Genomic DNA, 20,141 nt, shown 5'->3' on the forward strand with positions numbered 1-20,141 from the left:
TCAAGAGCCTGTTTTTGCCGACCTAGGGCCTCGCTTGGCGGGTGAACGGGCGGCGCTCGATGAACCTTGTTTGTCAACCTTGACAGCCCGTAACCCCGGGCACATGAGTGCTCGGGTAATCTTGGTTAACGGCGTGCTGGAGGGGGAGCTATGCACGAGGCCAGCGACGCTGTTTCGCGTTATGCGGCGCTTCGGCTCGGCCTCTCCCGCGCGCTTTCGCGGAGAGGCGTCTTGCTGCGGCGACTGCCTGTCGGCGCGCTGGTTGCAGCCGTGGTGATCCCGCTGGTCGGTTGCGACACCGGCCCCAACCTGTGGTTCCAGAAGCGGGCCAGCGCCTGCCCCCGGCCCCAGGCCGCGCAAGGGGTTTCGGGCCAGTTCAACCAGCAGCAACAGGAAATTCGGGCCCTGCGACAGGGCGGTTTCCGCGGCGATTTCTTCGCCCAACTGGAACTGTCGCGCCGCTATGAAGGCCAGCGCGCGGTCGACAAGAACCTGGAAGATCCGGTCGAGGCAGCCGTCTGGTACGCCATGGCCCTGTCAAACGCCGGCGGTTACGCGCCCATCGCGGCCTATGAGCGTCGTGGCAAGGGCGAGGGCGCGGCGGTCTCCCGATTCGACGACTGCCGAGCCTTCGAGCGCCGCAGCGCCTATGGCGCCCTCGACCGTCTTCTGTCGCGCATGTCGACTGAGGAGCGCGAAAAGGTCCGCAACCGGGTGATCTACATCCTGTCCACCCAGGGGGCAGACGGCTATCGCGTGCTGGCCCGCATCCATGACGGCTTCTTTGGCCCCTATGGCGAGCCGTCCGACAATCTGCAGGCCGTGCAGGCCTATGGCACCTCCAGCCAGCCCGGCGCGCCGGCGGCGCTGGACCTGTTCCGCCGCAACGACGTGGACGCCTATCTCTACAACTATCTGGCCGTTCAGACCGGCGACGTCTCGGCCTATGTGATGCTCAAGGACTTTGAGCGCTCCTCGCCGCAGCGGGCTTCGTACGGTGGCTTTGTCGAGACCAAGGCCAAGCGCTGGATCCCGCCCTATGAGTTCTATCCGGCCGAATCCCCGGAATCGGGCGTGCCCCATTCCGATGAGGCTGACCAGTCGGGCGAAGCCAGGGAAGCGGCGCAGGCCCGCCTCAGCGAACTGCCCTTCGTCCATATCGGCGAGTCGCTGGCCTATCTGCGGATCATCCCGTCGCCGATCCTCGACGAGAAGCTGCTGCCGAGCAGCGCGGCCCAGACCTTCCAGGCCTCAATCGGCCGCCCCCCGACCGGTCGCCTGACCCCTGTGGAAAAGGTGCGGGCCATCCAGTATGCGGCGGTCAACGGCTCGTCCAAGGCCCAGCTGGTTCTGGCGGTGATGTACTCCGAAGGCGTGGGCGTGCCGCGCGACTATGCCCGGGCCTATCACTGGTACGAGGAGGCCGAGCGCCAGGGTTCGGCCGAGGCCAAGTACGCCATGTCGACCTTCTTCTCGCTGGGCCTGCAGGGCGTGGCCGATCAGGATCGCGCCCGGGCGGTGGTCTATCAGCTGGACGGCGCCCTGGCCGGCTTCAAGCCCTCGGTCTGGCGGTTGCAGCAACTGCTGGCCCAGGTGTCGCGGCCGCCGCGTCCCGCCGCCGAGCGCGCCGGCCGCCCCTATATCGAAAGGGACTATCGATGAGCCGCCCGAGCCGCCTCCTGGCCCTCGCGGCCTCCCTGGTCCTGGGGGCCTTCGCGCCGCCGCAACTGGCCCTGGCCTCGCCTGACGCCAAGGTCGACCAGCAGATCCGCCCCTGTTTTGGCCTGCTGATCGAGCCCAACCTGTCGCCCGGATGCAAGGCCGCCTATCGCGCCAAGCCGCGGCCCAAGCCCTGTCCGCGCGGAACCTACCGGGCGCGGGGCCGCTGCGAGACTCCCAGTCGTCCGCCGCTGCGCGAGATCGACTGCAGCTACGCCTATCCCGGTCAGGTCAATGACGCCCTGGCGCGGCTCTATGACGGCGACGTCCTGACCCTGGTCTCCTCGCGCGGCGGCGCCTGCGTCGAGAGCCTGAACATCACCCAGTCAGTGACCATCGTCACGCGCGGCTATGAGGCCGCCCTGGATCGCCCGATCCTGGTGGCCCCCGCCGGCCAGCCCTGCATCCGCATCGCGCCGGGCGTCAGCTATGTCGTTCTGGACGGCCTGGGCATTGAGGCCCTGCGTGCCGGCCCCGCCTCATGCATCACCGGCCGCGCCACCGAACTGGCCCTCAAGGATGTGACCGTCCGCTATGACGGTGAGGCCTCGGCCCTGGACATCGGCGACAGTCGCGTCGAGCTGGCGGGCGCTACCTTCATCGGCCGCACCCGCCAGCCGGTCGTGCGGGCCACGGGCCAGCTGACCGCGCAGGATGTCGAGATTGCCGCCACAGCCATCGGCGGCTCGTTCGAGACCTCGGGCGACAGCCGCCTGAGGGACATCCGCATCACCCGACTGGGCGACTGGAGCGGCTCCAGCCGCACCCGCAACTCGGCCGGCTTTGTCTTGTCGGGCATGAACCGGCAACAGCTGGTGCAGATCGAGGGCCTGTATGTCGACGGCTTTTCGCGGGGCATCTATGTCTCGGGCGGCGACGAGACGACCCTGCTGCGTCCGGTGGTTCGCGACAGCGACTGGGCCGTGACCCTGGAAGACGCCGATCTTCGGGTGCTGGACGGTCAACTGGAAGCCGTGGATGTCGGCCTCTATGTCGACTCCGGCACGCTCTATGCGGCCGACAACAAGATCGTCGGCGTGATGCGGGCGGGGCTCTATGCCGAGAAGGGTGCCCAGATCCGGGCCCGCGACAACCGCGTCTTCGCCCGTCCGGGCGGCTGCGAGGCCCTGGTCACCGGCTATTTCGACGGGGCCCTGACCTGCCAGCCCTGGTTCGAGGCCCCGGAATTGTTCCGCACGCCGCGTGACTTGGCCCGGCTGGACTTCGATGCCTATTGGCCGGCTCCGGCCCAATTGCCGCCGGGCGTGTCGGGACAGGGCGCCGGGGCCGTTTCGACCGTGCCGGGGCCTGTTCCCACGGTCTATGAACGCGTCCCGGCCAAGCCCGGCGCGGCCCCGGGACCGCCCGTCTATCGCCCCATCACGCCCCTCGCGGGCGAAGCCAAGCCTGAAGGAGCGCCCAAATGAGCAGGCTCGTCGTCGGACTGGTCGCTGTGCTGATGACTGCGACCCCGCTTTGCGCCGCTCAGGCCCAGGATGCCCGGCGCGGGCCGCCCGGTGGTCGGGGCGCTCCGTGCGGCGGGCCGCTCGTCGGCCAGGCCCCCGACATCATGACCTATGACCGTACCACCGGCACCCAGATCTTCGTCGGGGGCGGGCAGGGCGACACCGAGGTCTCGGCCTTCAACGCCCAGACCCGCTCGGCCGCAGCCCTGAACGGCGACCTCAGCAAGCCCGGTCTGGTCGCTTCCTGCGCGGTCGACGGCTTTAACAACCAGGCCTATGGCGTCACTTCCGACCGTCCGGGCGAGCTGACCGTCAACAGCCGCGACGGACGCGGTGACCGCTGGGCCTTCACCCGCGCCGACGGCAAGGTCGAGATCTGGGATCCGCGCGGCGACAACCGCTGCTTCAAGTCGGGCGTGGGCCTGTTCCGGCTCGGTGAGCGGCTGGCCGGATGCTGAGGGCCGCCCTGATGCTGGCGGCCTGCGCCCTGGCCCTGGCCGCCTGCGCGGGGCGCGGCGGTCCGCCCGCGCCCTATGCCCCATCAGCCAGCAAGGTCACACCGCCGCCACCGCCGATCGAGGCGATCCGGCCGAAGGTTTAGCGCTGGCCCCCACCTGACCTGCTTTGCAGGTCGTCCGCCCCCAAAGGGGGCGGATGTTGTCATCTTCCCCCTCTGGGGGAGGAGCGCGCAGCGCGGAGGGGGCAAGTCTGCCCAGTGTCCCCTACGGCGCAACCGTCGCCCTGAACGTCGGGGCCTTGCGCTTCAGAGTCGCCTGCTCATAGGCATAGCCCAGATTGAGCAGCAGCTTCTCGCTCCAGGCCGGGCCGATGAACGAGATGCCGACCGGCATGCCCGAGACGTCGCCCATCGGCACGGTCAGGTGCGGATAGCCGGCCACGGCGGGCAGGGTCGTGGACGAGCCGCCATAGTTGTCGCCGTTCAGCGGATCGATGGTCCAGGCGGGGCCCGTGGTCGGGGCGATGATGGCCACGGCGCCGGTGTCTTTCAGGATCTTGTCGATGCCCTCAGGGCCGGCCAGACGCTTGGCGTCCGCCGCAGCCTTGATGTAGTCGGGGTCGCTATAGCCTTTGGTCTTTTCGGCCTTTTCGAAGCTCTCCTGGCCAAACCACTCGAACTCCTTGGGGGTCGCCTTGTTGAAGGCGATCAGGTCGGCCAGGGTGCGGCTGGGCACCTTTTTCGGATCGGTCGAGGCCAGGTAGGCGGCCAGATCGACCTTCAGCTCGGTATAGAGCACGATGCCCTCGGCCCGGCCGATGGGGCCTTCATCGAAATCCTTGACGTCAACCAGGGTCGCGCCCTGGGCTTTCAGGTCGGCCAGGGCCTGCTCGAACACCGCGTCGGTCTTGGGCGAATAGCCGGTGTAGAACCGCGCCACCGCCAGGGTCACGCCCTTCAGGGCGGTCTTGTCGAGACCCTTGCCGTAGTCGGTTTTGCGAGCTTTGGCCTCCTTTGTCGCCGGATCGGCGGGGTCGGAGCCGGCGATGGCGGTCAGGATGTCGGCGGCGTCCTGGACCGTCGTGGTCATCGGCCCGGCGGTGTCCTGGCTGTGGCTGATCGGAATGATGTGGGTGCGCGAGACCAGACCCACGGTAGGCTTCAGCCCGACCAGGCCGTTGACCGCCGCCGGGCAGGTGATTGAGCCGTCGGTCTCGGTGCCGATGGCCGCCCAGGCCAAACCCGCTGCCACGGCCACGCCCGAGCCGCTGGACGATCCGCAGGCGCTGCGGTCCAGGGCATAGGGGTTGCGGGCCGTGCCGCCGATCGCGCTCCAGCCGCTGATCGAGTGGTTCGAGCGGATATTGGCCCATTCCGACAGGTTGGCCTTGCCCAGGATCACCGCCCCGGCGTCGCGCAGGCCCTTGACCAGAGGCGCGTCGCGGCCCGTGACATTGTCCTTCAGAGCCAGTGAGCCGGCTGTGGTGGCCAGGCCGTCATTGGCCTCAATGTTGTCCTTCAGCAGGATCGGCAGGCCGTGAATGGCCGAGCGCACCTTGCCGGCCTGCCGCTCGGCGTCGAGCGCCGTCGCCTCGGTCAGGGCGGCGGGGTTCACGGCGATCACCGCGTTCAGGGTGTCGTTACGCGCCTTGATCTGGTCCAGGTAGCCTTGGGTGACCGCGATCGCCGTACGGGGCTGGCTGAGCGCCGATGCGGGGGCGGCCAGCAGGGCGGTGATGGCCGCTCCGGCCAGGAACACGGTCTTGGTCATGCAAATCCCCCGGTGGCCGACTCCAATGGACGACCGCGCAGCAGAAGCATGGCGGCAAACGGCGCCCTGCGCCAAGCCTGTTCGAGGACGTTTTTGCGGTTTGGGTCTTTCCGGCGCACTGGCCCCCTCCGGATGCTGCGCATCCTCCTCCCCCATAGGGGGAAGACGATCTCATCTGCCCCCTATGGGGGCGGACGACCTGCGCAGCAGGTCAGGTGGGGGCGAGTTCACACAAACACCGCCACGTTCTGCCGGGCCGCGATCAGGGGCGCGCCGGCTGCGTCCCACAGCATCATGCCCTGGGTGGAATAGCCCTCGCCGATGGTCTCGGCGGTGCTGCGCAACAGGCGCCAGCCGTCGTCGCCCTCGGCCGGCAGGCCCACAATGTCGATCGACCAGGTCATGGTCGAGATCGGGCCAAACTTCGGGAATTGCGCCATGGCGGGCGGGGGCGGGGTGTCGGCCAGGGCGATCAGGGCTGACAGCGAGGTCGCGGCCGGATCACGGTGGCGGATCCACAGCAGGTATTCCGGCGGCTGGCCCGACAGGGGGCGTGTACCGCCGGCCATCCGCACCTCGAACTGGCCCGAAAAGCCCGGACCCGCGCCGGGAGGAAAGAAGAACTCGCAGTCGGCCGGCGGGGCGACGGCGGGGCAGGGCAGGTCGCTGTAGTTGACGGCCGACTCCCGGGCTGCGCCGAAGGTCAGGATGGCCCGCGTCGCCAGGCCCTGCTCGCCCACCAGATCGACGCCTACGAACACGGTCGACTTGCCCTGGCGCAGCACCTTGGTCTCGATGGCCAGTTCGCCGGCCGCCGGGCCGATGAAGGCGAACTGGCCCGAGCGCAGGGGCGGGGCATCCGGCAGGGTCTTCAGCGCCGCCTCGACGCACAGGGCCGCCGATAGCCCGCCATAGGTGGTGCGCCCCTGCTTCCAGTCGTCAGTGACCTGGGCGAGGTGGCCGGTATCGGTGGCGGTCATGCCGGCAATGAGGTCGGTATAGGCAGTCACGCGGGAAAGCTCCGGGGGATGAGCCTTGAGGTTCGTTTTCTTTCGCTACGGAAGTCAAGAGGCTGATCTGCGCGCCTGGCGCCAGCGGCTGTCAGTAGAGGGCACCCGCCGGGGTGGCGCAGGCGAGGCGAATGGTTCAGTTAGCGGCGATGAACCGTCTCGCCTTCCTCGCCCTGGCCGCCGCCGGGATTCTCTGGGGCCTGGGTTTCCCGTTGGGAAAGCTGGTGCTGAACGAAACCAGCGCCGCGCATATGGTGCTGCTGCGCTTTGCTGTGGCGGCGGTGGTCTCGATCCCGTTCGTCCTGCGCAAGGAAGCCCTGGCCCTGTTTGCTTCGCCCGTGCTGCTGGCCGGTGGGGCGCTGTATGCCGTGGCCTTTCTGGTGCAGTTTGAGGGGCTGGCCCATGTCAGCGTCACCCTTGCGGCCCTGCTGGTCGGGGCCATGCCGGCCCTGATCGCGATCTCGGCCCGCCTGCTGGGCGAGCCGGTCAGCCGCGCTGCCTGGCTGGGCGTGGCGGGCGCGACCCTGGGCGCAGCCCTGATCGCCGGCAAGCCTGATGGAGCCGGATCGCCCCTCGGCGTCGCCCTGTCGCTGGGGGCCCTGCTGCTGTTCCTGGCGTGGATCATCCTGATGCGCCGCGCGCCCAAGCCCGCCGACCCGATGGCCGTGCCGGCGGTGACCGTGATCGTCGCCGCGGTTGTTCTGCTGCCCATCGTGCTGCTGATGCACGGCCCGCCCAGGTTGGACCTTTCTCCCGTCGCCTGGTCGGGGATCATTGCCCAAGGCGGTCTCTCGACCCTGTTCGCCACCGCCGCCTGGCAGTACGGCCTGTCGCGCGTGGGCAGCGCCAGCGCCGGGGTGTTCATCAATATCGAGCCGATGATGGGTGCCGTTCTGGGGGTGATGCTGTTTGGCGATCACCTGACGGCAGCCCTGGCCATCGGCGGCCTGATGATCCTGGCGGGCAGTTTCGTGGTGGTGCTGGGCGACAAGAGCGACGCGCAACCGACGCCGGTGTGAAAGGCCTCAGGCCCTCGCGCGCCGCCGCAGCGCCTGGGGCGGCTGGCCGAATGCCCGGATAAAGGCCCGGCGCATGCGTTCGGCGTCGCCAAAGCCCGTCTCCAGGGCCACGTCTTCGACCTGAAGAGGCTGGCTGTCCAGCAGGGCGCGGGCCGCCTCGACGCGCAGGCGCTCGACCGCCTTGGCCGGGGTGACGCCGGTTTCGGCGGCGAACAGGCGGGCGAAGTTGCGGGGGCTCATGGCGGCCTTTTCGGCCAGTTGTTCGACGGTCAGCGGCTCGGCCAGGTTTTCGCGGGCCCAGGCCAGCAGGGTGTCGAAGCGCTGGGCCTTCAGGTCGATCAGGGCCGAGAACTGCGACTGGCCGCCGGGGCGGCGATGATAGACCACCAGCTGCTGGGCCACTCGGCGGGCCACGGGCTCGCCCTCGTCCGCGCCGATCAGGGCCAGGGACAGGTCGATACCGGCGGTGATGCCGGCCGAACTCCAGATCTTGCCGTCCTGCACGAAGATGCGGTCGGGCTCCAGGCGGATGGCGGGATAGCGCTTCTGGATGTCGCGGGTGCGGCTCCAGTGGGTGGTGGCGCGCTTGCCGTCCAGCAGGCCGGCTTCCGCCAGGACATAGGTTCCCGAACAGACACTGGCGACGCGGCGGGCCGTCTTGGCCGTGTCACGCACATAGGCCAGGGTGACCGGGCAAGAAGCCGGAGCCCGAACGCCGTCACCGCCGGCCACCAGCAGGGTGTCCAGCGGCGGGGCTTCGGCCAGCGCCATGGTCGCTACGGCCATCCCCGATGAGCTGGCGATCATGCCGCCGTCCCGCGACAGGAACACCAGCCGGTAGGCTCCGGGCGAGAAGCGCGAGGCGATCTCGAAGGTGGCGATCGGCCCCGTGGCGTCCAGCAGTTGGAAGTCGGGATAGACGAGGAAGCCGATCGTGCGAGGCATGGCGGGATCCGAGGGAATTATGTCATTTCCGCCAGACGCTAGGCGCGGGATGATGGGGCGTCAAACGGAGATGTCCCCATGGCCGAGCAACAGCCCCTGAGCATCGTCTTCGCCCTGTTTCCGGGCGTCACCCATCTGGATTTCACCGGGCCACACCAGATCCTGTGCCGCCTTCCGGGTGCCAGAGTCACGGTGGCCAGCCTGGCGGGCGGCGAGATCGAGGCCGACGGCCTGATCTTCGCGCACCTGCCGCGCCTGGCTGATCTGGAGTTGTGCGACGTGCTGGTCGTGCCGGGCGGGTTTGGCACGACGGAGGCCATGGCCGACGGCGCCTTCCTTGATGAGATCCGCCGCCTGTCCGCAGGCGCCCGTTATGTAACCTCGGTCTGCACCGGCTCGCTGGTGCTGGGGGCTGCGGGCCTGTTGAAGGGCAAGCGGGCGGCCTGCCACTGGGCCTGGCGCGATCAGTTGGCGCTGTTTGGCGCCATTCCCGACCCGGCCCGTGTGGTGCGCGACGGCAAGATCTTCACCGGTGGCGGGGTGACGGCCGGCATCGATTTTGCCCTGACCATCGCCGCCGAGATCGCCGGGGAGGAGGTCGCCCAGGCCATCCAGCTGGCCGTTGAATACGCGCCCGCCCCGCCGTTCGACGCCGGTCGCCCCGAGACCGCGCCGGCCAGGGTGCTGGAGCGCGTGCAGCGGATTTACGGCTCCGGCATGGCCGAGCGGCTGGCGGCGGCGGAGAAGGCCGGGGCGCTGGTTTGATCTCGAAAATTAGTTTGTCATCCCGGCCGTAGCGTAGCGGAGCGCCGGGACCCAGGGCCAACGCAAAGCGGTCGCCCCTGGGTCCCGGATAGCCTCTGCGGGGCTTCCGGGATGACAAGTTGATGTTGGGCCAGATTCGACATTCCCCCCGCCTCCTCTAGGCTCTCCCCCAAGGCCGGCGAACGATCGGCTTGGGGGAGACGAGTTCATGCGCAAGCCATGGCTGCTGTTGCTGCTGGGTATTGTCCTGGTGCTGGGGGGCGGTGCCCTGGCCGGGAAGGTTCAGACGGCGGGGGGAATCAAGGTCACCGAGGTGACCTTCGCCGGAACCGGCGGAACGGTGATGAGCGGCCTGGTCTACACGCCGCCCAACGCTACAGCCGCCACGCCGGCCCCCGGGGTGCTGGCCGTGCACGGCTATATCAATTCCCGCGAGACCCAGAGCCCGTTCGCCATCGAGTTCGCGAGGCGCGGCTATGTGGTGCTGGCGCTGGACCAGACCGGACACGGCTATAGCGGCGGCGCGGCCTTCTCCAACGGTTTTGGCGGTCCGGACGGCCTGAAGTATCTGCGCAGTCTCAAGACTGTCGATCCGGACAATATCGGTCTGGAAGGGCACAGCATGGGTGGCTGGACGGTGCTGGCCGCCGCCGCCACGATGCCGGACGCCTACAGGTCTGTGGTGCTGGAGGGCTCGTCCACCGGCGCGCCGTTCGCCGCCGAGGGCTCGCCGACCTGGCCGCGCAACCTCGCCCTCGTGTTCAGCCGCTATGACGAGTTCTCCAAGCTGATGTGGGGCGTTGACCGCGCGCAGGACGTGACGGGAAGTCCAAAACTGCAGGCCGTGTTCGGGACCACGTCCGTCGTCGAACCGGGCAAGGTCTATGGCTCGATCGCCGCCGGGACAGCGCGCACCCTGCAGACACCTTCCACCACCCATCCAGGCGACCATCTCTCGCCCGCCGCCGTCGGCCATGCCCTGGACTGGTTCGCCCTGACCCTGAAAGGCGGCACCCCGCGCCCGTCCAGCGATCAGATCTGGATGTGGAAAGAGGCTGGCACGGGCCTGGCTCTGATTGGTGCTGTCGTGCTGCTGCTGGGCATCTTCGAGACGCTGTTGGCCCTGCCGCTATTCGCCCCGTTACGGAACGCGCCGCAGACCACCGTGACGCAACGCGACCGGGGATGGTGGGGCGGGCTGGCCCTGACCGCCATCCTGCCGGCCCTGACCTTCTTTCCGTTCTTTACCCTTGGCATGCTTGCCCTGAAGCCCAATGCGATCCTCAAGCAGGGGATCACCAACCAGGTCCTGACCTGGGCCGTTCTGGGCGCGCTGCTGACCCTGGCGCTCGGCGCGATCGGCAAGCTGGAGAAGCCTGTATTCACCCGCAAGCTGGGCCTTTCGCTGCTGATCGGACTGTTCAGCGTAGCTGCGGTCTATGGGGCGCTGGAGCTGGTCCACCGCCTGTTCCTGGTCGATTTCCGGTTCTGGGTCGTGGCGCTCAAGCGGCTTAGCCCTGACCAGGCGGGACTGGCCCTGATCTATCTGGCGCCCTTTACCCTGGCCTTCGGCGTCACCCTGCGCACTCTGCTGGCGCGGATCCCGGTGGCGGGCGAGGGTGCTGCCGCGCAGTATGCCAGCGCCATCCTGGCGTTGAGCGGCGGCTTCCTGCTGCTGCTGGGCCTGGACTATGGGGCCCTGTTCCTGACCGGCCGCCTGCCGACGGCCTTTGACCCGCTGTCGACAGTGGTGGCCATCCAGTTCCTGCCGCTGACGGCCCTGATCGCCGTAATCGGGGTCTTCACCTGGCGCAGGACCGGCGGCTATCTGGCGGCCAGCGCGATCTGCGGCCTGTCGCTGACCTGGTACATGGTGGGAGGGACGGCGACCCAGGTGGCCTGAGCGGGTTGGTGATCCTATATCCTGTCCAACGCCATTCCTGGAGCCGCGCCCGTGTCCAAGCCCCTCAAGATCGACTTTGTCTCCGACATCTCGTGCCCCTGGTGCATCGTTGGTCTGGGCGGGCTTGAGACAGCGCTTGAGCGGGTGGGCGATCTGGTCGAGGCGGAGATCCACTTCCAGCCCTTCGAGCTCAATCCCGACATGCCGCCCGAAGGCCAGAACATCGTCGAGCATATCGGCGAGAAGTATGGTGCCACCCCCGAGCAGTCAGCGGTCAACCGCAAGGCTATCCATGAGCGGGCGGCCTCGGTGGGGTTCACGATGAAGACCAGCGAGACCAGCCGAATCTACAACACCTTCGATGCCCATCGCCTGCTGCACTGGGCCGGGATCGTCGGAGGGCAGGCGGCTCTGAAACGCGCCCTGTTCGCGGCCTATTTCACCGACGGGCTCAGCCCCGCCGACCATGAGGTTCTGGTCGCGACGGCGGAGAAGGTGGGGCTGGACGGGGCGGCGGCGCGAGCTGTGCTGGAGTCTGGCCAGTATGCCCAGGAGGTTCGCGAGGCCGAGCGTGCCTGGCATGGCGCGGGGATCAGCTCTGTGCCCGCCGTGGTGATCAATGACCGCTATCTGATCTCGGGCGGGCAGCCGGCGGAGTATTTCGAGCGCGCCCTGCGCCAGATTGCGGCTGAAGCTTGACGATTGCGGCGCTTAGGCTCGTGCCTGCAACAATCCGACCGCGAAATGACCCCAGTCGCGCCGTTGCGAAGCCCCGTTCGCCCGCCAATCTATAACTCGACGCGGACAACCCGGCTTCCTCCCCCCGGCCGGCCCCAGCGTCCCCTAAGCGCAACGCCCGTGCTCCCCCCGGCACGGGCGTTGTTCGCGTTTATGGCGTCACCCGATCCTGACGCCCGTCATCGAGATGGCCGCGAATACGTCGTCGGTGAAGAAGCTGACCGGCTCGCCCGGTTGCTGCGCGCCCAGCACATAGAGCAGGGGCAGGTAGTGCTCGGCGCTGTTGATCGACAGGTCGGCGTCGGGGCCCAGGGACTGCCAGTCGATCAGGGCGTCGTGGTCGCCTGACGCGATCAGCGCCTTGGCGGCCTGGTTGAAGCGGTCCGCCCAGAGTGGGGCCTCGGGGCGGCGGAAGTCGGCGGCGCGCAGGTTGTGGACGATGTCGCCGCTGCCGATCAGCAGCACGCCCGCATCGCGCAGGGCCGACAGGCGACGGCCAGCCTCATAGTGCCAGCGATTGTCGCGGCCCCGATCCAGGCTGATCTGCACCACCGGGATGTCGGCCTGCGGATACATCGGCAGCAGCACGCCCCAGGCCCCGTGGTCCAGGCCGCGCGTGGGGTGCTGCACGACCTGGTCGGGCGACAGGATCTGGCCGATCTGCGCCGCCAGGTCGGGATCGCCCGGCGCGCGGTACTGCACATCGAACAGGGCCTGGGGAAAGCCGCCGAAGTCATGGATCGTTTCCGGCGCGGGCGAGGCGCTGACGGCGGTGGCCCCGCGCGTCTCCCAGTGGGCGCTGACCATGGCGATGGCACGCGGCCGGGGCAGGGCGGCGCCGATCTGGTTCCAGGCTCGGCTCCAGGCGTTGTCCTCAATGGCGTTCATCGGCGAGCCGTGGCCGACGAACAGGGCGGGCATGCGGGTCATGGAGGTGTCTCTTCGGAAACAGTAGAGGTTACAGATAGGCGGCGCGCGCCCGTACCGCAAGGTCGAAGCTACGCGGCGGCTTTTCGTGGCGGGCTGGCTTTGTTAAGGCCATGGCCGTGACCGTTTCAGACACGCCCTCAGCTCCCGCGACGCCGGTCCTGGCCCGCACCAAATCCGCCCTGCGGGGCGGCGCGCTGGATTTCCTGCGTTTTCTGGCCTCGCTGTTGATCGTGCTCTACCACTTCGGGGCCGAGGGGCCGCTGCGGATCGAGCGCTTCCATCAGGTGTTCTCGCGCGGCTTCCTGGCCACCGACTTCTTCCTGATCCTGTCGGGCTATGTGCTGGGCCGGGCCTACGGCGCCTCGACCCTTTCGGGCCGCGTCTCGCCCGCGCGGTTCTGGCTGCGCCGCGCCGCCCGCGTCTGGCCGGGGCACCTGATGGTGCTGGCCGCCATGGCCTTGCTGGTGGTGGCGCTGAACGCCATCGGCACCGACGCCCACAAGCCCAGCCGCTTTGCCTGGGACCAGCTACCGATCCAGGCCCTGCTGATCCACGCCTGGGGCTTTCCAAGCGACGGCTGGAACCTGCCCAGCTGGTCGCTGTCGGCCCTGATCGTCTGCTATGCCCTGTTCCCGTTCCTGTGGCGGGCCGCCAACCGGGTGCGCCATCCGGCTCTGTTGCCGCTGATCGGCGCGGCGGCCGTGATCGGTTTCGAGGTGTTGTCGCGTCACCTGTTCGACCAGGCCCTGGCCGACCTGCGCCTGCAGTTTGGCGTGGTGCGAGCCCTGCCGCTGTTCATCCTGGGTCTGTGCCTGGCGCGGGCCGTCGAGATGGACTGGCCGTCGGAAAAGGCCGCCCGCATCCTGCTGTGGGGTGGCGCGGCGCTGCTGGTGGCCTGGCAGGTGCTGGACCGCTATGCCCTGCCCAATGTGCTGATCTTCGACCTGCCCAGCCTGACCTTTATCGCCGCCATCATCCTGGGCGCCGGCCGCCTGCCGGTGAAGCAGCCCCGCGCCTGGATCGAGCAGGGCGCCAAGCTGTCGTTTGCCCTGTTCATCACCCACATCTTCGTCGGCGTGATCTACTGGAGCGCGGTTCACAAGCTGATCGACACCGTGCCCATCGGCATCGGCTGGCAGTGGCTCATGTGGGCGGCCTCGTTCCCGATCGCCTACGGCGCGGCCTGGCTGTTCCACACCTATATCGACCAGCCGGTGCAGGACCGGCTGGCCCCGTGGCTGCGAGGGCGGTAGGGGGCAAACTTGCCCCCTCCGCGCCTGCGGCGCTCCTCCCCCAGAGGGGGAAGATGCTCTCATCCGCCCCCTCTGGGGGCGTACGACCGGCAAAGCCGGTCAGGTGGGGGCGAGTGTCACAAATTCAGCAACGCCGGATCGCCGCCCTGGGCGGTGATGTTGATGCTGACGGCCCGCTCGACGGCGTAGCGGAGCAGGGCGTGGGGGCCGCCGGCCTTGGGGCCGGTGCCCGACAGGCCCTCGCCGCCGAACGGCTGGACGCCGACCACCGCGCCGGTCATCGAGCGGTTCACATAGGTATTGCCGGCCGGGACCAGGCGCTGGACGTCGGCGGCAAAGCTCTCGATCCGTGAGTGGATGCCCAGGGTCAGGCCATAGCGGCGGGCCGCCAGGGCTTCGGCCACCTTTTCCAGATCCTCTGGCCGGTAGCGGACCACGTGCAGGACGGGGCCGAACACCTCGCGTTCGAGGAAGTCAGCGGCGGGGATTTCCGCGAGAACGGGCGCGAAGAAGGTGCCGACGGCCGGGGTCCGCAGGGCGTGCAGCACCTTGGCCTCGCGCTTGAGGCGGTCGAGATGGGTCTCCAGCGCGCTCTTGGCCTCAGCGTCGATCACCGGTCCGACATCGGTGGTCGCTGAGGCCGGATCGCCCAGCACCAGGGCGTCCATTGCCCCCTTCAGGCCCTCAATGATGTGATCGGCGGTGTCGCGGGGCAGGAACAGCAGGCGCAGGGCCGAGCAGCGCTGGCCGGCTGAGCCGAAGGCCGAGACGATGACGTCGTCGATCACCTGCTCGCGCTGGGCGGTGGTGTCGACGAACATGCCGTTCAGCCCGCCGGTCTCGGCGATGAACGGCACGATCGGGCCCTGGCGGGCGGCCAGCGTCTGGTTGATCCGCCAGGCGGTGTCGGTGCCGCCGGTGAAGGCCACGCCGTCCAGGCCCGGATGGGCGGTAAGGGCCGCGCCGACCGTCTCGCCGCGACCCGGCAGCAGGGCCAGCAGGTCGGGGTTCAGGCCGGCCGCGTAATAGAGCTTCACCGCCTCGGCGGCGATCAGCGGGGTCTGCTCGGCGGGCTTGGCCAACACCGCGTTGCCGGCCGCAAGAGCCGCCGCGATCTGGCCGGTGAAGATGGCCAGCGGGAAGTTCCACGGGCTGATGCAGACAAAGACGCCGCGACCGGCCAGCCGCAGGACGTTGGTCTCGCCCACCGGGCCCTTCAGCAGCTCGCCTTCGCCGAACTGGTCCTCGGCCAGCACCGCATAGTAGCGGCAGAAGTCGACCGCCTCGCGCACCTCGGCAATGCCGTCGGCCAGGGTCTTGCCGGCTTCACGCGAGAGGATGGCGATCAGGCGGTCGATATTGGCCTCAAGTGCGTCGCCCATGGCGCGCAGCACGCGGGCGCGCTCGGTCCCGCCGGCCCGGTCCCAGACCGGTTGCGCGGCGCGAGCCAGGGCAAAGGCCTGGTCGATCTGGGGAGTTTGCGCTTCCGACACCGCGCCGACCACGCGGCCGTGATCAGTCGGGCTGACGACCGGCAGCGGCGTGGCCCCGGCGATCAGCTTGCCGCCGATCAGCGGACCGGCCTGCAGGGTCATGCCGTCAAGCGCTGCAACGGCGGCGGACAGGCGCTCGCGTTCGGCCTTGATCGACAGGTCGATACCGGCGGCGTTCTGGCGCCGCTCGCCATAGACCTTGATCGGGGTCGGGATCTTGGCGTGGCGGTCGGGGTGAGCCTCGACCGCGTCGATGGGATCGACGACCACCTTTTCCACGGCCACCCGCTCGTCGAGCAGGGCGTGCACGAAGCTGGTATTGGCCCCGTTCTCCAGCAGGCGGCGGACCAGATAGGGCAGCAGGTCTTCGTGGCCGCCTACCGGGGCATAGGCCCGCAGGGTGATGCCGTCATAGAGGTCGTCTGCGGCCTTGTAGAGCGCCTCTCCCATGCCGTGCAGGCGCTGGTGCTCGATCTTGACGTCGGCGTTCTTGGCCATGCGCACCACGGCCGCCAGGGTGTGGGCGTTGTGGGTGGCGAACTGGGCGTAGAGGTGCGGGGCGGCGTCGATCAGGGTCTTGGCGCAGACCAGGTAGGATAGGTCGGTGGCGGGCTTGGTGGAATAGACCGGATAGTCTGGCCGGCCGGCGACCTGGGCGCGCTTGATCTCGCTGTCCCAATAGGCGCCCTTGACCAGCCGGACCATCAGGCGACGACCGGTCTCCTGCGACAGGGCGGAAAGGCGGGCCACCACCTGGGGGCAGCGCTTCTGATAGGCCTGAACGGCGAGGCCCAGACCCTTCCAGTCGCCCAGCTGCGGCTCACGGCACAGGCGGTCCAGCAGCTTCAGCGACAGGGCCAGGCGGTCGGCTTCTTCGGCGTCGATGGTAAAGTTGATGTCGTATTTCGCCGCGATCAGCGCCAGGCGCAGGACGCGGGGATAGAGCTCGTCCCAGACGCGGGCTTCTTGCGTCGCCTCATAGCGCGGGGTCAGGGCCGACAGCTTGACCGACACTCCGTGGCCGGCCTCGGGACCCACACCGTTCGACAGCTTGCCGACGGTCAGGATGGCGTCGGCATAGGACTTCTCATAGCGCTCGGCGTCGGCGGCGGTGCGGGCCCCTTCGCCCAGCATGTCGAAGCTGCACATGTCGCCGTCGCTGGCGGCGCGCTTGATGGCCGCCTCGATGGTGCGACCCAGCACGAACTGCTCGCCCATGATGCGGATGGCCTGGCCGACGGCGGCGCGGATCACCGGCTCGCCCAGACGGCCGGCGATTTTCTTGATGAAGCCGGGCAGGTTGGTCTGGGCTTCTTCGTCGGGCTCGACGATCTTGCCGGTCAGCATCAGGCCCCAGGTCGAGGCGTTGACGAACAGGCTGTCTGAGCCGCCCAGATGGCTGGCCCAGTCGGCCGAGCCGATCTTCTCGGCGATCAACTTGTCGCGGGTGTCATCGTCTGGCGTGCGCAGCAGGGCCTCGGCCAGGCACATCAGGGCCAGGCCCTCGCGAGTGCCCAGGCTGAACTCCTGCAGGAAGCTTTCGACCACGCCCTGCTTGCGGACGCTGCGGCGGGCACCGCGCACCAGGGCCTCGGCCTCGGCGCGGACGGCGGCGCGGTCCTCGCTGGACAGGGCGTTGGCGGCCAGAAGGTCTGTGATCACGGCCGCTTCGTCGCGATACTTGCCGTCGTCGAGGCTGTCCCAGTCGGTCATGTGCGTCCCTGTCGCTGGCCGTCTTCGCGGGCAGGGCCCGACCTGGCGGCTTGGTCTGTGATCAACGGTATATGTACGCGTGGGCCAAATGTGCTTCGTTTGTATAGCTCTGAAGCCGTATGATCTTCAGTCAAATTGGCGATCTGACCGCCTTTGCTCCAGACGCGCGCGGCGGTGCGCGGGCGGCGCGGTGAAGGTCCAGCATGATCCGGAAAAGGAGAGGTGGGAAGGGACGCGACTTGGGGGGAGGACGCGCGTCCCTTCCGCTCTCGGCGACGCCCTGGGGGAAAGGCGCCGCTGGGATTCCCGCTAGGGCGGGAATAGCCCTTGGCCGGTTTCGGACGCCATCGGGGGGATGATGACGCTACGAAACCGGCTAGGGCGAACAAGGGTGTAGCGCTGCTTTGACTGAATGTGCTTTGCTTTCGGAATCCAATTTCCGAATATTCTTCGACGAAAGGCGCAAATGGCCAGTTCCGCTCTTGATGACACCGATCGCCGCCTGCTCAAGGTTTTGCAGGTCGATGGCCGCATCACCAATGCCGAACTGGCCAAGCAGTGCCACCTGTCGCCCGCCGCTACCTTCGACCGGGTGCGGCGTCTGCGCGAGCGCGGCTTTATCGTCGGCTATGCGGCCTTGCTCGACCCCGCCAAGGTGGACCGTGCCCTGCTGATCTTTGTTGAAGTGGTGCTGGACCGCACGACCGGTGAAGTGTTCGAGGACTTCGCCAAGGCCGTGCGCCGCGCGCCCGAGATCCTGGAATGCCACATGGTGGCAGGCGGCTTCGACTATCTGATCAAGGCCCGCGTACGCGACATGGAGGCCTATCGCGGCTTCCTCGGCGACATCCTGGTCAAGATGCCCGGCGTGCGCGAGACGCGGACCTATGCCGTGCTGGAAGAGGTGAAGAGCACGGTGCAGTTGCCGCTGTAAGGGCGAGCCTGCAGGCTAATCCAAAAGGGGTAGATCTTTACCTCGCCACAGCGGCGCCGCCCTGCGGCAGAACCCGATAGCTCCAGGCTGCCAGGGTCATGACTGTCGTTCCGTTCAGCGTCACCGCCTTGCCGCTGAACGCGTCGGCCTAGACACCGTGACGGTGGGCACCGGTGACGGGGTTGAGCGGATAGAGGATGGCGTTTTTCGACCACTCCGCATGGGCCAGGCTTACAGCTGGACGGGGAGCATAGAGGTCTTCTGCGCGCGCTGCGCTGGCTGTCGCAACGGCGGCGAGGGACAGCAAGGTCGCGAAAATGATCCCGATCCAGGTCAGCGGCTTTTTCATCAAACGTCCTCCCCGGAACGCTTTGCATCGTTCGATTGAGCGAAACTATAATGCAAACGATTGCAAAAGTGAAGCGTACTGTCGGGGGAGGGCTCACAGGTTGATCTGTCTGAATGGGACCTGGCGCGACCAGCCTGGTGACGAGGCACAAAAAAGGGGGGAAGAGGCGCACTCCTGGGTTTGGGGGGAGGAGCGCGCCTCTTCCGTTCGTCGGCGTCGGGGGGGGGGTGACGCCGCGAACACCCCCGACCGTCGCCGGGGGAACTTGCAAAGTCCGTCAGGTGGCGGGGGCGCCGCCGCCGAGGACCCTGTAGAGCGTGACGCGGTTGGTAGCCCGGATCAGGCGTGCGGCGATCAGGCCCTGTTGAGCGCTGTAGAGCGTGCGCTGGGCGTCCAGCAGGGTCAGGCTGGAGTCGATGCCGGCGTCCTTGCGGGCCCTGGCCAGGCGTTGGCTGTCAGCGGCGGCGGCCACCAGCCGTTCCTGGGCAGAGACCCGGTCGGCGATGGTGTCGCGCACCGCCAGGGCGTCGGCCACTTCGCGGAAGGCCGTCTGCACGGTCTTCTCATAGGTGGCCACGGCGATGCCCTGACCCGCCTTGGCGCTGTCCAGCCCGGCCTTGTTGGCACCGCCCGCGAAGATCGGCAGGCTGATGCTGGGCGCAAAGCTCCAGGCACCTGTGCCGTTCTTGAAGAGATTTCCCAGCTCGCCGCTGGCGCTGCCGGTCTGGGCCGTCAGGGCGATGCGCGGGAAAAAGGCCGCGCGGGCCGCGCCGATATTGGCGTCGGCGGCGGCCAGCTGGTGCTCTGCGGCCAGGACGTCAGGGCGACGGGTCAGAACGTCGGAGACGACGCCTGCCGGCAGGTCGGCCAGGATCTGGGCCGTCACCAGTCCGCCGGCCGGAGTCAGGTCGGCGGGAATCTCGGCCCCGACGATCAGGCGCAGGGCGTTCCGGTCCTGGCTCACCTGGGCGACATAGGCGGCCACGTCGGCCCGGGCCTGTTCGGTCAGGGTCTGGGCCTGGCGCAGGTCCAGCGTCGAGGCCGCGCCGGCGTCGACCCGGCTCTGGGTCAGCTTCAGCGAGTCTTCCCGAGCGGCCAGGGTGTCGCGGGCCAACTGCAGCAGGTCCTCGTCGGCCGCCAGGGCCAACCAGGCACCGGCGGTTTCAGCGATCAGGCTGATCTGCGCCGTGCGGGCGTTTTCACGCACCGCCAGCCAGTTCTGTAGCGCCGCCTGGTTGAGGCTGCGCACGCGGCCAAACAGGTCCAGCTCATAGGCCGCAAAGCCGACATTGGCGCTGTACTGGTCGGCCTCAATGGCCGAGCCGGTTTGGCTGACCGAAGCCGGTGTCCGGCTCTGAGAGCCCGATACCGTGCCGTTGATCCCGGGCAGCAAAGCCGCGCGCTGCACGCCGTACCGGGCACGGGCTTGCTCGATGTTGAGCAGGGCCACGCGCAGGTCGCGGTTCTCTTTGAGGGCCAGTTCGATGGTCCCGGCCAGGCGGGGGTCGATAAAGACCTCCCGCCACGCCAGGTCGGCGGCCGAGGCGGCCGTGTCGGCCTGCGGCGTGGGCCAGGACTGGGCCACGGGCAGGGTGGGGCGAACCGTGGTCGGGGCCATGGCGCAGGCGGTCAGGGACGTGGCCGCCAGCAGGGTCAGGGTGAGGTTACGAAGCATA

The 20,141-nt window shown here is 68.5% G+C and carries 17 protein-coding genes and 1 pseudogene; 11 read left to right on the forward strand and 7 right to left on the reverse strand.

The window, feature by feature from the left end; translation table 11 throughout:
* Positions 1–150: 150 nt before the first annotated feature.
* From ACW179_RS10550 to ACW179_RS10570, 5 genes and pseudogenes are all read left to right on the forward strand, one after another.
* Positions 151–1,662: a tetratricopeptide repeat protein gene (locus ACW179_RS10550; RefSeq protein ID WP_492059475.1), complete on the forward strand. Its 1,512-nt coding sequence runs from the start codon at positions 151–153 to the stop codon at positions 1,660–1,662.
* Positions 1,659–3,146 carry a right-handed parallel beta-helix repeat-containing protein gene (locus tag ACW179_RS10555; protein WP_492059476.1) on the forward strand — a complete coding sequence of 496 codons (1,488 nt, stop codon included), beginning with the start codon at positions 1,659–1,661 and terminating at the stop codon, positions 3,144–3,146. The genes ACW179_RS10550 and ACW179_RS10555 overlap by 4 nt, the downstream gene beginning before the upstream one ends.
* Positions 3,143–3,643 carry a hypothetical protein gene (locus tag ACW179_RS10560; protein ID WP_492059477.1) on the forward strand — a complete coding sequence of 167 codons (501 nt, stop codon included), beginning with the start codon at positions 3,143–3,145 and terminating at the stop codon, positions 3,641–3,643. The genes ACW179_RS10555 and ACW179_RS10560 overlap by 4 nt, the downstream gene beginning before the upstream one ends.
* A complete protein-coding gene (locus tag ACW179_RS10565) occupies positions 3,637–3,786 on the forward strand; it encodes a hypothetical protein (protein ID WP_492059478.1) in 150 nt (49 codons plus the stop codon). The genes ACW179_RS10560 and ACW179_RS10565 overlap by 7 nt, the downstream gene beginning before the upstream one ends.
* Positions 3,787–3,803: 17 nt before the next feature.
* Positions 3,804–3,888 (forward strand): annotated as a pseudogene (locus tag ACW179_RS10570) (hypothetical protein); the annotation flags it as partial.
* Between the two features lie 19 nt (positions 3,889–3,907).
* Here the strand turns inward: ACW179_RS10570 and ACW179_RS10575 are convergent.
* Both ACW179_RS10575 and ACW179_RS10580 read right to left on the reverse strand, forming a co-directional pair.
* The gene (locus ACW179_RS10575) at positions 3,908–5,413 is read right to left on the reverse strand and encodes an amidase (protein WP_492059479.1); all 1,506 of its coding nucleotides are present in this window, start codon (positions 5,411–5,413) and stop codon (positions 3,908–3,910) included.
* Between the two features lie 227 nt (positions 5,414–5,640).
* Positions 5,641–6,423: a thioesterase family protein gene (locus ACW179_RS10580; RefSeq protein ID WP_492059480.1), complete on the reverse strand. Its 783-nt coding sequence runs from the start codon at positions 6,421–6,423 to the stop codon at positions 5,641–5,643.
* A gap of 131 nt (positions 6,424–6,554) precedes the next feature.
* Here ACW179_RS10580 and ACW179_RS10585 point away from each other — a divergent pair, with 131 nt between their 5' ends.
* Entirely contained in the window at positions 6,555–7,442 is an 888-nt protein-coding gene (locus tag ACW179_RS10585) for a DMT family transporter (protein ID WP_492059481.1), read from the forward strand.
* A gap of 6 nt (positions 7,443–7,448) precedes the next feature.
* Here ACW179_RS10585 and ACW179_RS10590 read toward each other — a convergent pair whose 3' ends face one another.
* Complete coding sequence (locus ACW179_RS10590; RefSeq protein ID WP_492059482.1) at positions 7,449–8,387, reverse strand: GlxA family transcriptional regulator; 939 nt, start codon at positions 8,385–8,387, stop codon at positions 7,449–7,451.
* A gap of 78 nt (positions 8,388–8,465) precedes the next feature.
* Here ACW179_RS10590 and ACW179_RS10595 point away from each other — a divergent pair, with 78 nt between their 5' ends.
* The 3 genes from ACW179_RS10595 (at position 8,466) to ACW179_RS10605 (ending at position 11,754) form a co-directional block, all read left to right on the forward strand.
* Positions 8,466–9,152, forward strand: coding sequence for a DJ-1/PfpI family protein (locus ACW179_RS10595; RefSeq protein ID WP_492059483.1), 687 nt, complete (start codon positions 8,466–8,468; stop codon positions 9,150–9,152).
* Positions 9,153–9,360: 208 nt separating this feature from the next.
* Entirely contained in the window at positions 9,361–11,055 is a 1,695-nt protein-coding gene (locus ACW179_RS10600; RefSeq protein WP_492059484.1) for an alpha/beta hydrolase family protein, read from the forward strand.
* 51 nt (positions 11,056–11,106) lie between these two features.
* Positions 11,107–11,754 carry a DsbA family oxidoreductase gene (locus tag ACW179_RS10605; RefSeq protein ID WP_492059485.1) on the forward strand — a complete coding sequence of 216 codons (648 nt, stop codon included), beginning with the start codon at positions 11,107–11,109 and terminating at the stop codon, positions 11,752–11,754.
* Between the two features lie 198 nt (positions 11,755–11,952).
* Here ACW179_RS10605 and ygiD read toward each other — a convergent pair whose 3' ends face one another.
* A complete protein-coding gene (gene ygiD / locus ACW179_RS10610; RefSeq protein ID WP_492059486.1) occupies positions 11,953–12,723 on the reverse strand; it encodes a 4,5-DOPA-extradiol-dioxygenase in 771 nt (256 codons plus the stop codon).
* 116 nt (positions 12,724–12,839) lie between these two features.
* On the opposite strand from ygiD, the gene ACW179_RS10615 reads away from it, so the two are divergent.
* Positions 12,840–13,976, forward strand: a complete 1,137-nt coding sequence (locus ACW179_RS10615) for an acyltransferase family protein (RefSeq protein WP_492059487.1) — start codon at positions 12,840–12,842, stop codon at positions 13,974–13,976.
* Between the two features lie 116 nt (positions 13,977–14,092).
* On the opposite strand, the gene putA is transcribed toward ACW179_RS10615, so the two are convergent.
* On the reverse strand, positions 14,093–17,182 hold the full coding sequence (gene putA, locus ACW179_RS10620; protein ID WP_492059488.1) for a bifunctional proline dehydrogenase/L-glutamate gamma-semialdehyde dehydrogenase PutA: 3,090 nt from the start codon (positions 17,180–17,182) through the stop codon (positions 14,093–14,095).
* A gap of 466 nt (positions 17,183–17,648) precedes the next feature.
* Here putA and ACW179_RS10625 point away from each other — a divergent pair, with 466 nt between their 5' ends.
* On the forward strand, positions 17,649–18,116 hold the full coding sequence (locus tag ACW179_RS10625) for an Lrp/AsnC ligand binding domain-containing protein (protein ID WP_492059489.1): 468 nt from the start codon (positions 17,649–17,651) through the stop codon (positions 18,114–18,116).
* A gap of 148 nt (positions 18,117–18,264) precedes the next feature.
* Here ACW179_RS10625 and ACW179_RS10630 read toward each other — a convergent pair whose 3' ends face one another.
* Together ACW179_RS10630 and ACW179_RS10635 are read right to left on the reverse strand one after the other, a co-directional pair.
* Positions 18,265–18,465 (reverse strand): hypothetical protein, encoded by a 201-nt coding sequence (locus ACW179_RS10630; protein WP_492059490.1) that lies wholly within the window; start codon positions 18,463–18,465, stop codon positions 18,265–18,267.
* 277 nt (positions 18,466–18,742) lie between these two features.
* Positions 18,743–20,140, reverse strand: coding sequence for an efflux transporter outer membrane subunit (locus ACW179_RS10635; RefSeq protein ID WP_492059491.1), 1,398 nt, complete (start codon positions 20,138–20,140; stop codon positions 18,743–18,745).
* Position 20,141: the final 1 nt, after the last annotated feature.

The organism is Caulobacter sp. AVps18, assembly GCF_058681425.1.

Coding starts and splice junctions, on each gene's coding strand:
- ACW179_RS10575 (WP_492059479.1), bottom strand. CDS start 5,413: ATGACCAAGACCGTGTTCCTGGCCGGAGCGGCCATCACCGCCCTGCTG.
- ACW179_RS10585 (WP_492059481.1), top strand. CDS start 6,555: ATGGTTCAGTTAGCGGCGATGAACCGTCTCGCCTTCCTCGCCCTGGCC.
- ACW179_RS10560 (WP_492059477.1), top strand. CDS start 3,143: ATGAGCAGGCTCGTCGTCGGACTGGTCGCTGTGCTGATGACTGCGACC.
- ACW179_RS10630 (WP_492059490.1), bottom strand. CDS start 18,465: ATGAAAAAGCCGCTGACCTGGATCGGGATCATTTTCGCGACCTTGCTG.
- ACW179_RS10600 (WP_492059484.1), top strand. CDS start 9,361: ATGCGCAAGCCATGGCTGCTGTTGCTGCTGGGTATTGTCCTGGTGCTG.
- ACW179_RS10595 (WP_492059483.1), top strand. CDS start 8,466: ATGGCCGAGCAACAGCCCCTGAGCATCGTCTTCGCCCTGTTTCCGGGC.
- ACW179_RS10555 (WP_492059476.1), top strand. CDS start 1,659: ATGAGCCGCCCGAGCCGCCTCCTGGCCCTCGCGGCCTCCCTGGTCCTG.
- putA (WP_492059488.1), bottom strand. CDS start 17,182: ATGACCGACTGGGACAGCCTCGACGACGGCAAGTATCGCGACGAAGCG.
- ygiD (WP_492059486.1), bottom strand. CDS start 12,723: ATGACCCGCATGCCCGCCCTGTTCGTCGGCCACGGCTCGCCGATGAAC.
- ACW179_RS10590 (WP_492059482.1), bottom strand. CDS start 8,387: ATGCCTCGCACGATCGGCTTCCTCGTCTATCCCGACTTCCAACTGCTG.
- ACW179_RS10565 (WP_492059478.1), top strand. CDS start 3,637: ATGCTGAGGGCCGCCCTGATGCTGGCGGCCTGCGCCCTGGCCCTGGCC.
- ACW179_RS10635 (WP_492059491.1), bottom strand. CDS start 20,140: ATGCTTCGTAACCTCACCCTGACCCTGCTGGCGGCCACGTCCCTGACC.
- ACW179_RS10625 (WP_492059489.1), top strand. CDS start 17,649: ATGGCCAGTTCCGCTCTTGATGACACCGATCGCCGCCTGCTCAAGGTT.
- ACW179_RS10550 (WP_492059475.1), top strand. CDS start 151: ATGCACGAGGCCAGCGACGCTGTTTCGCGTTATGCGGCGCTTCGGCTC.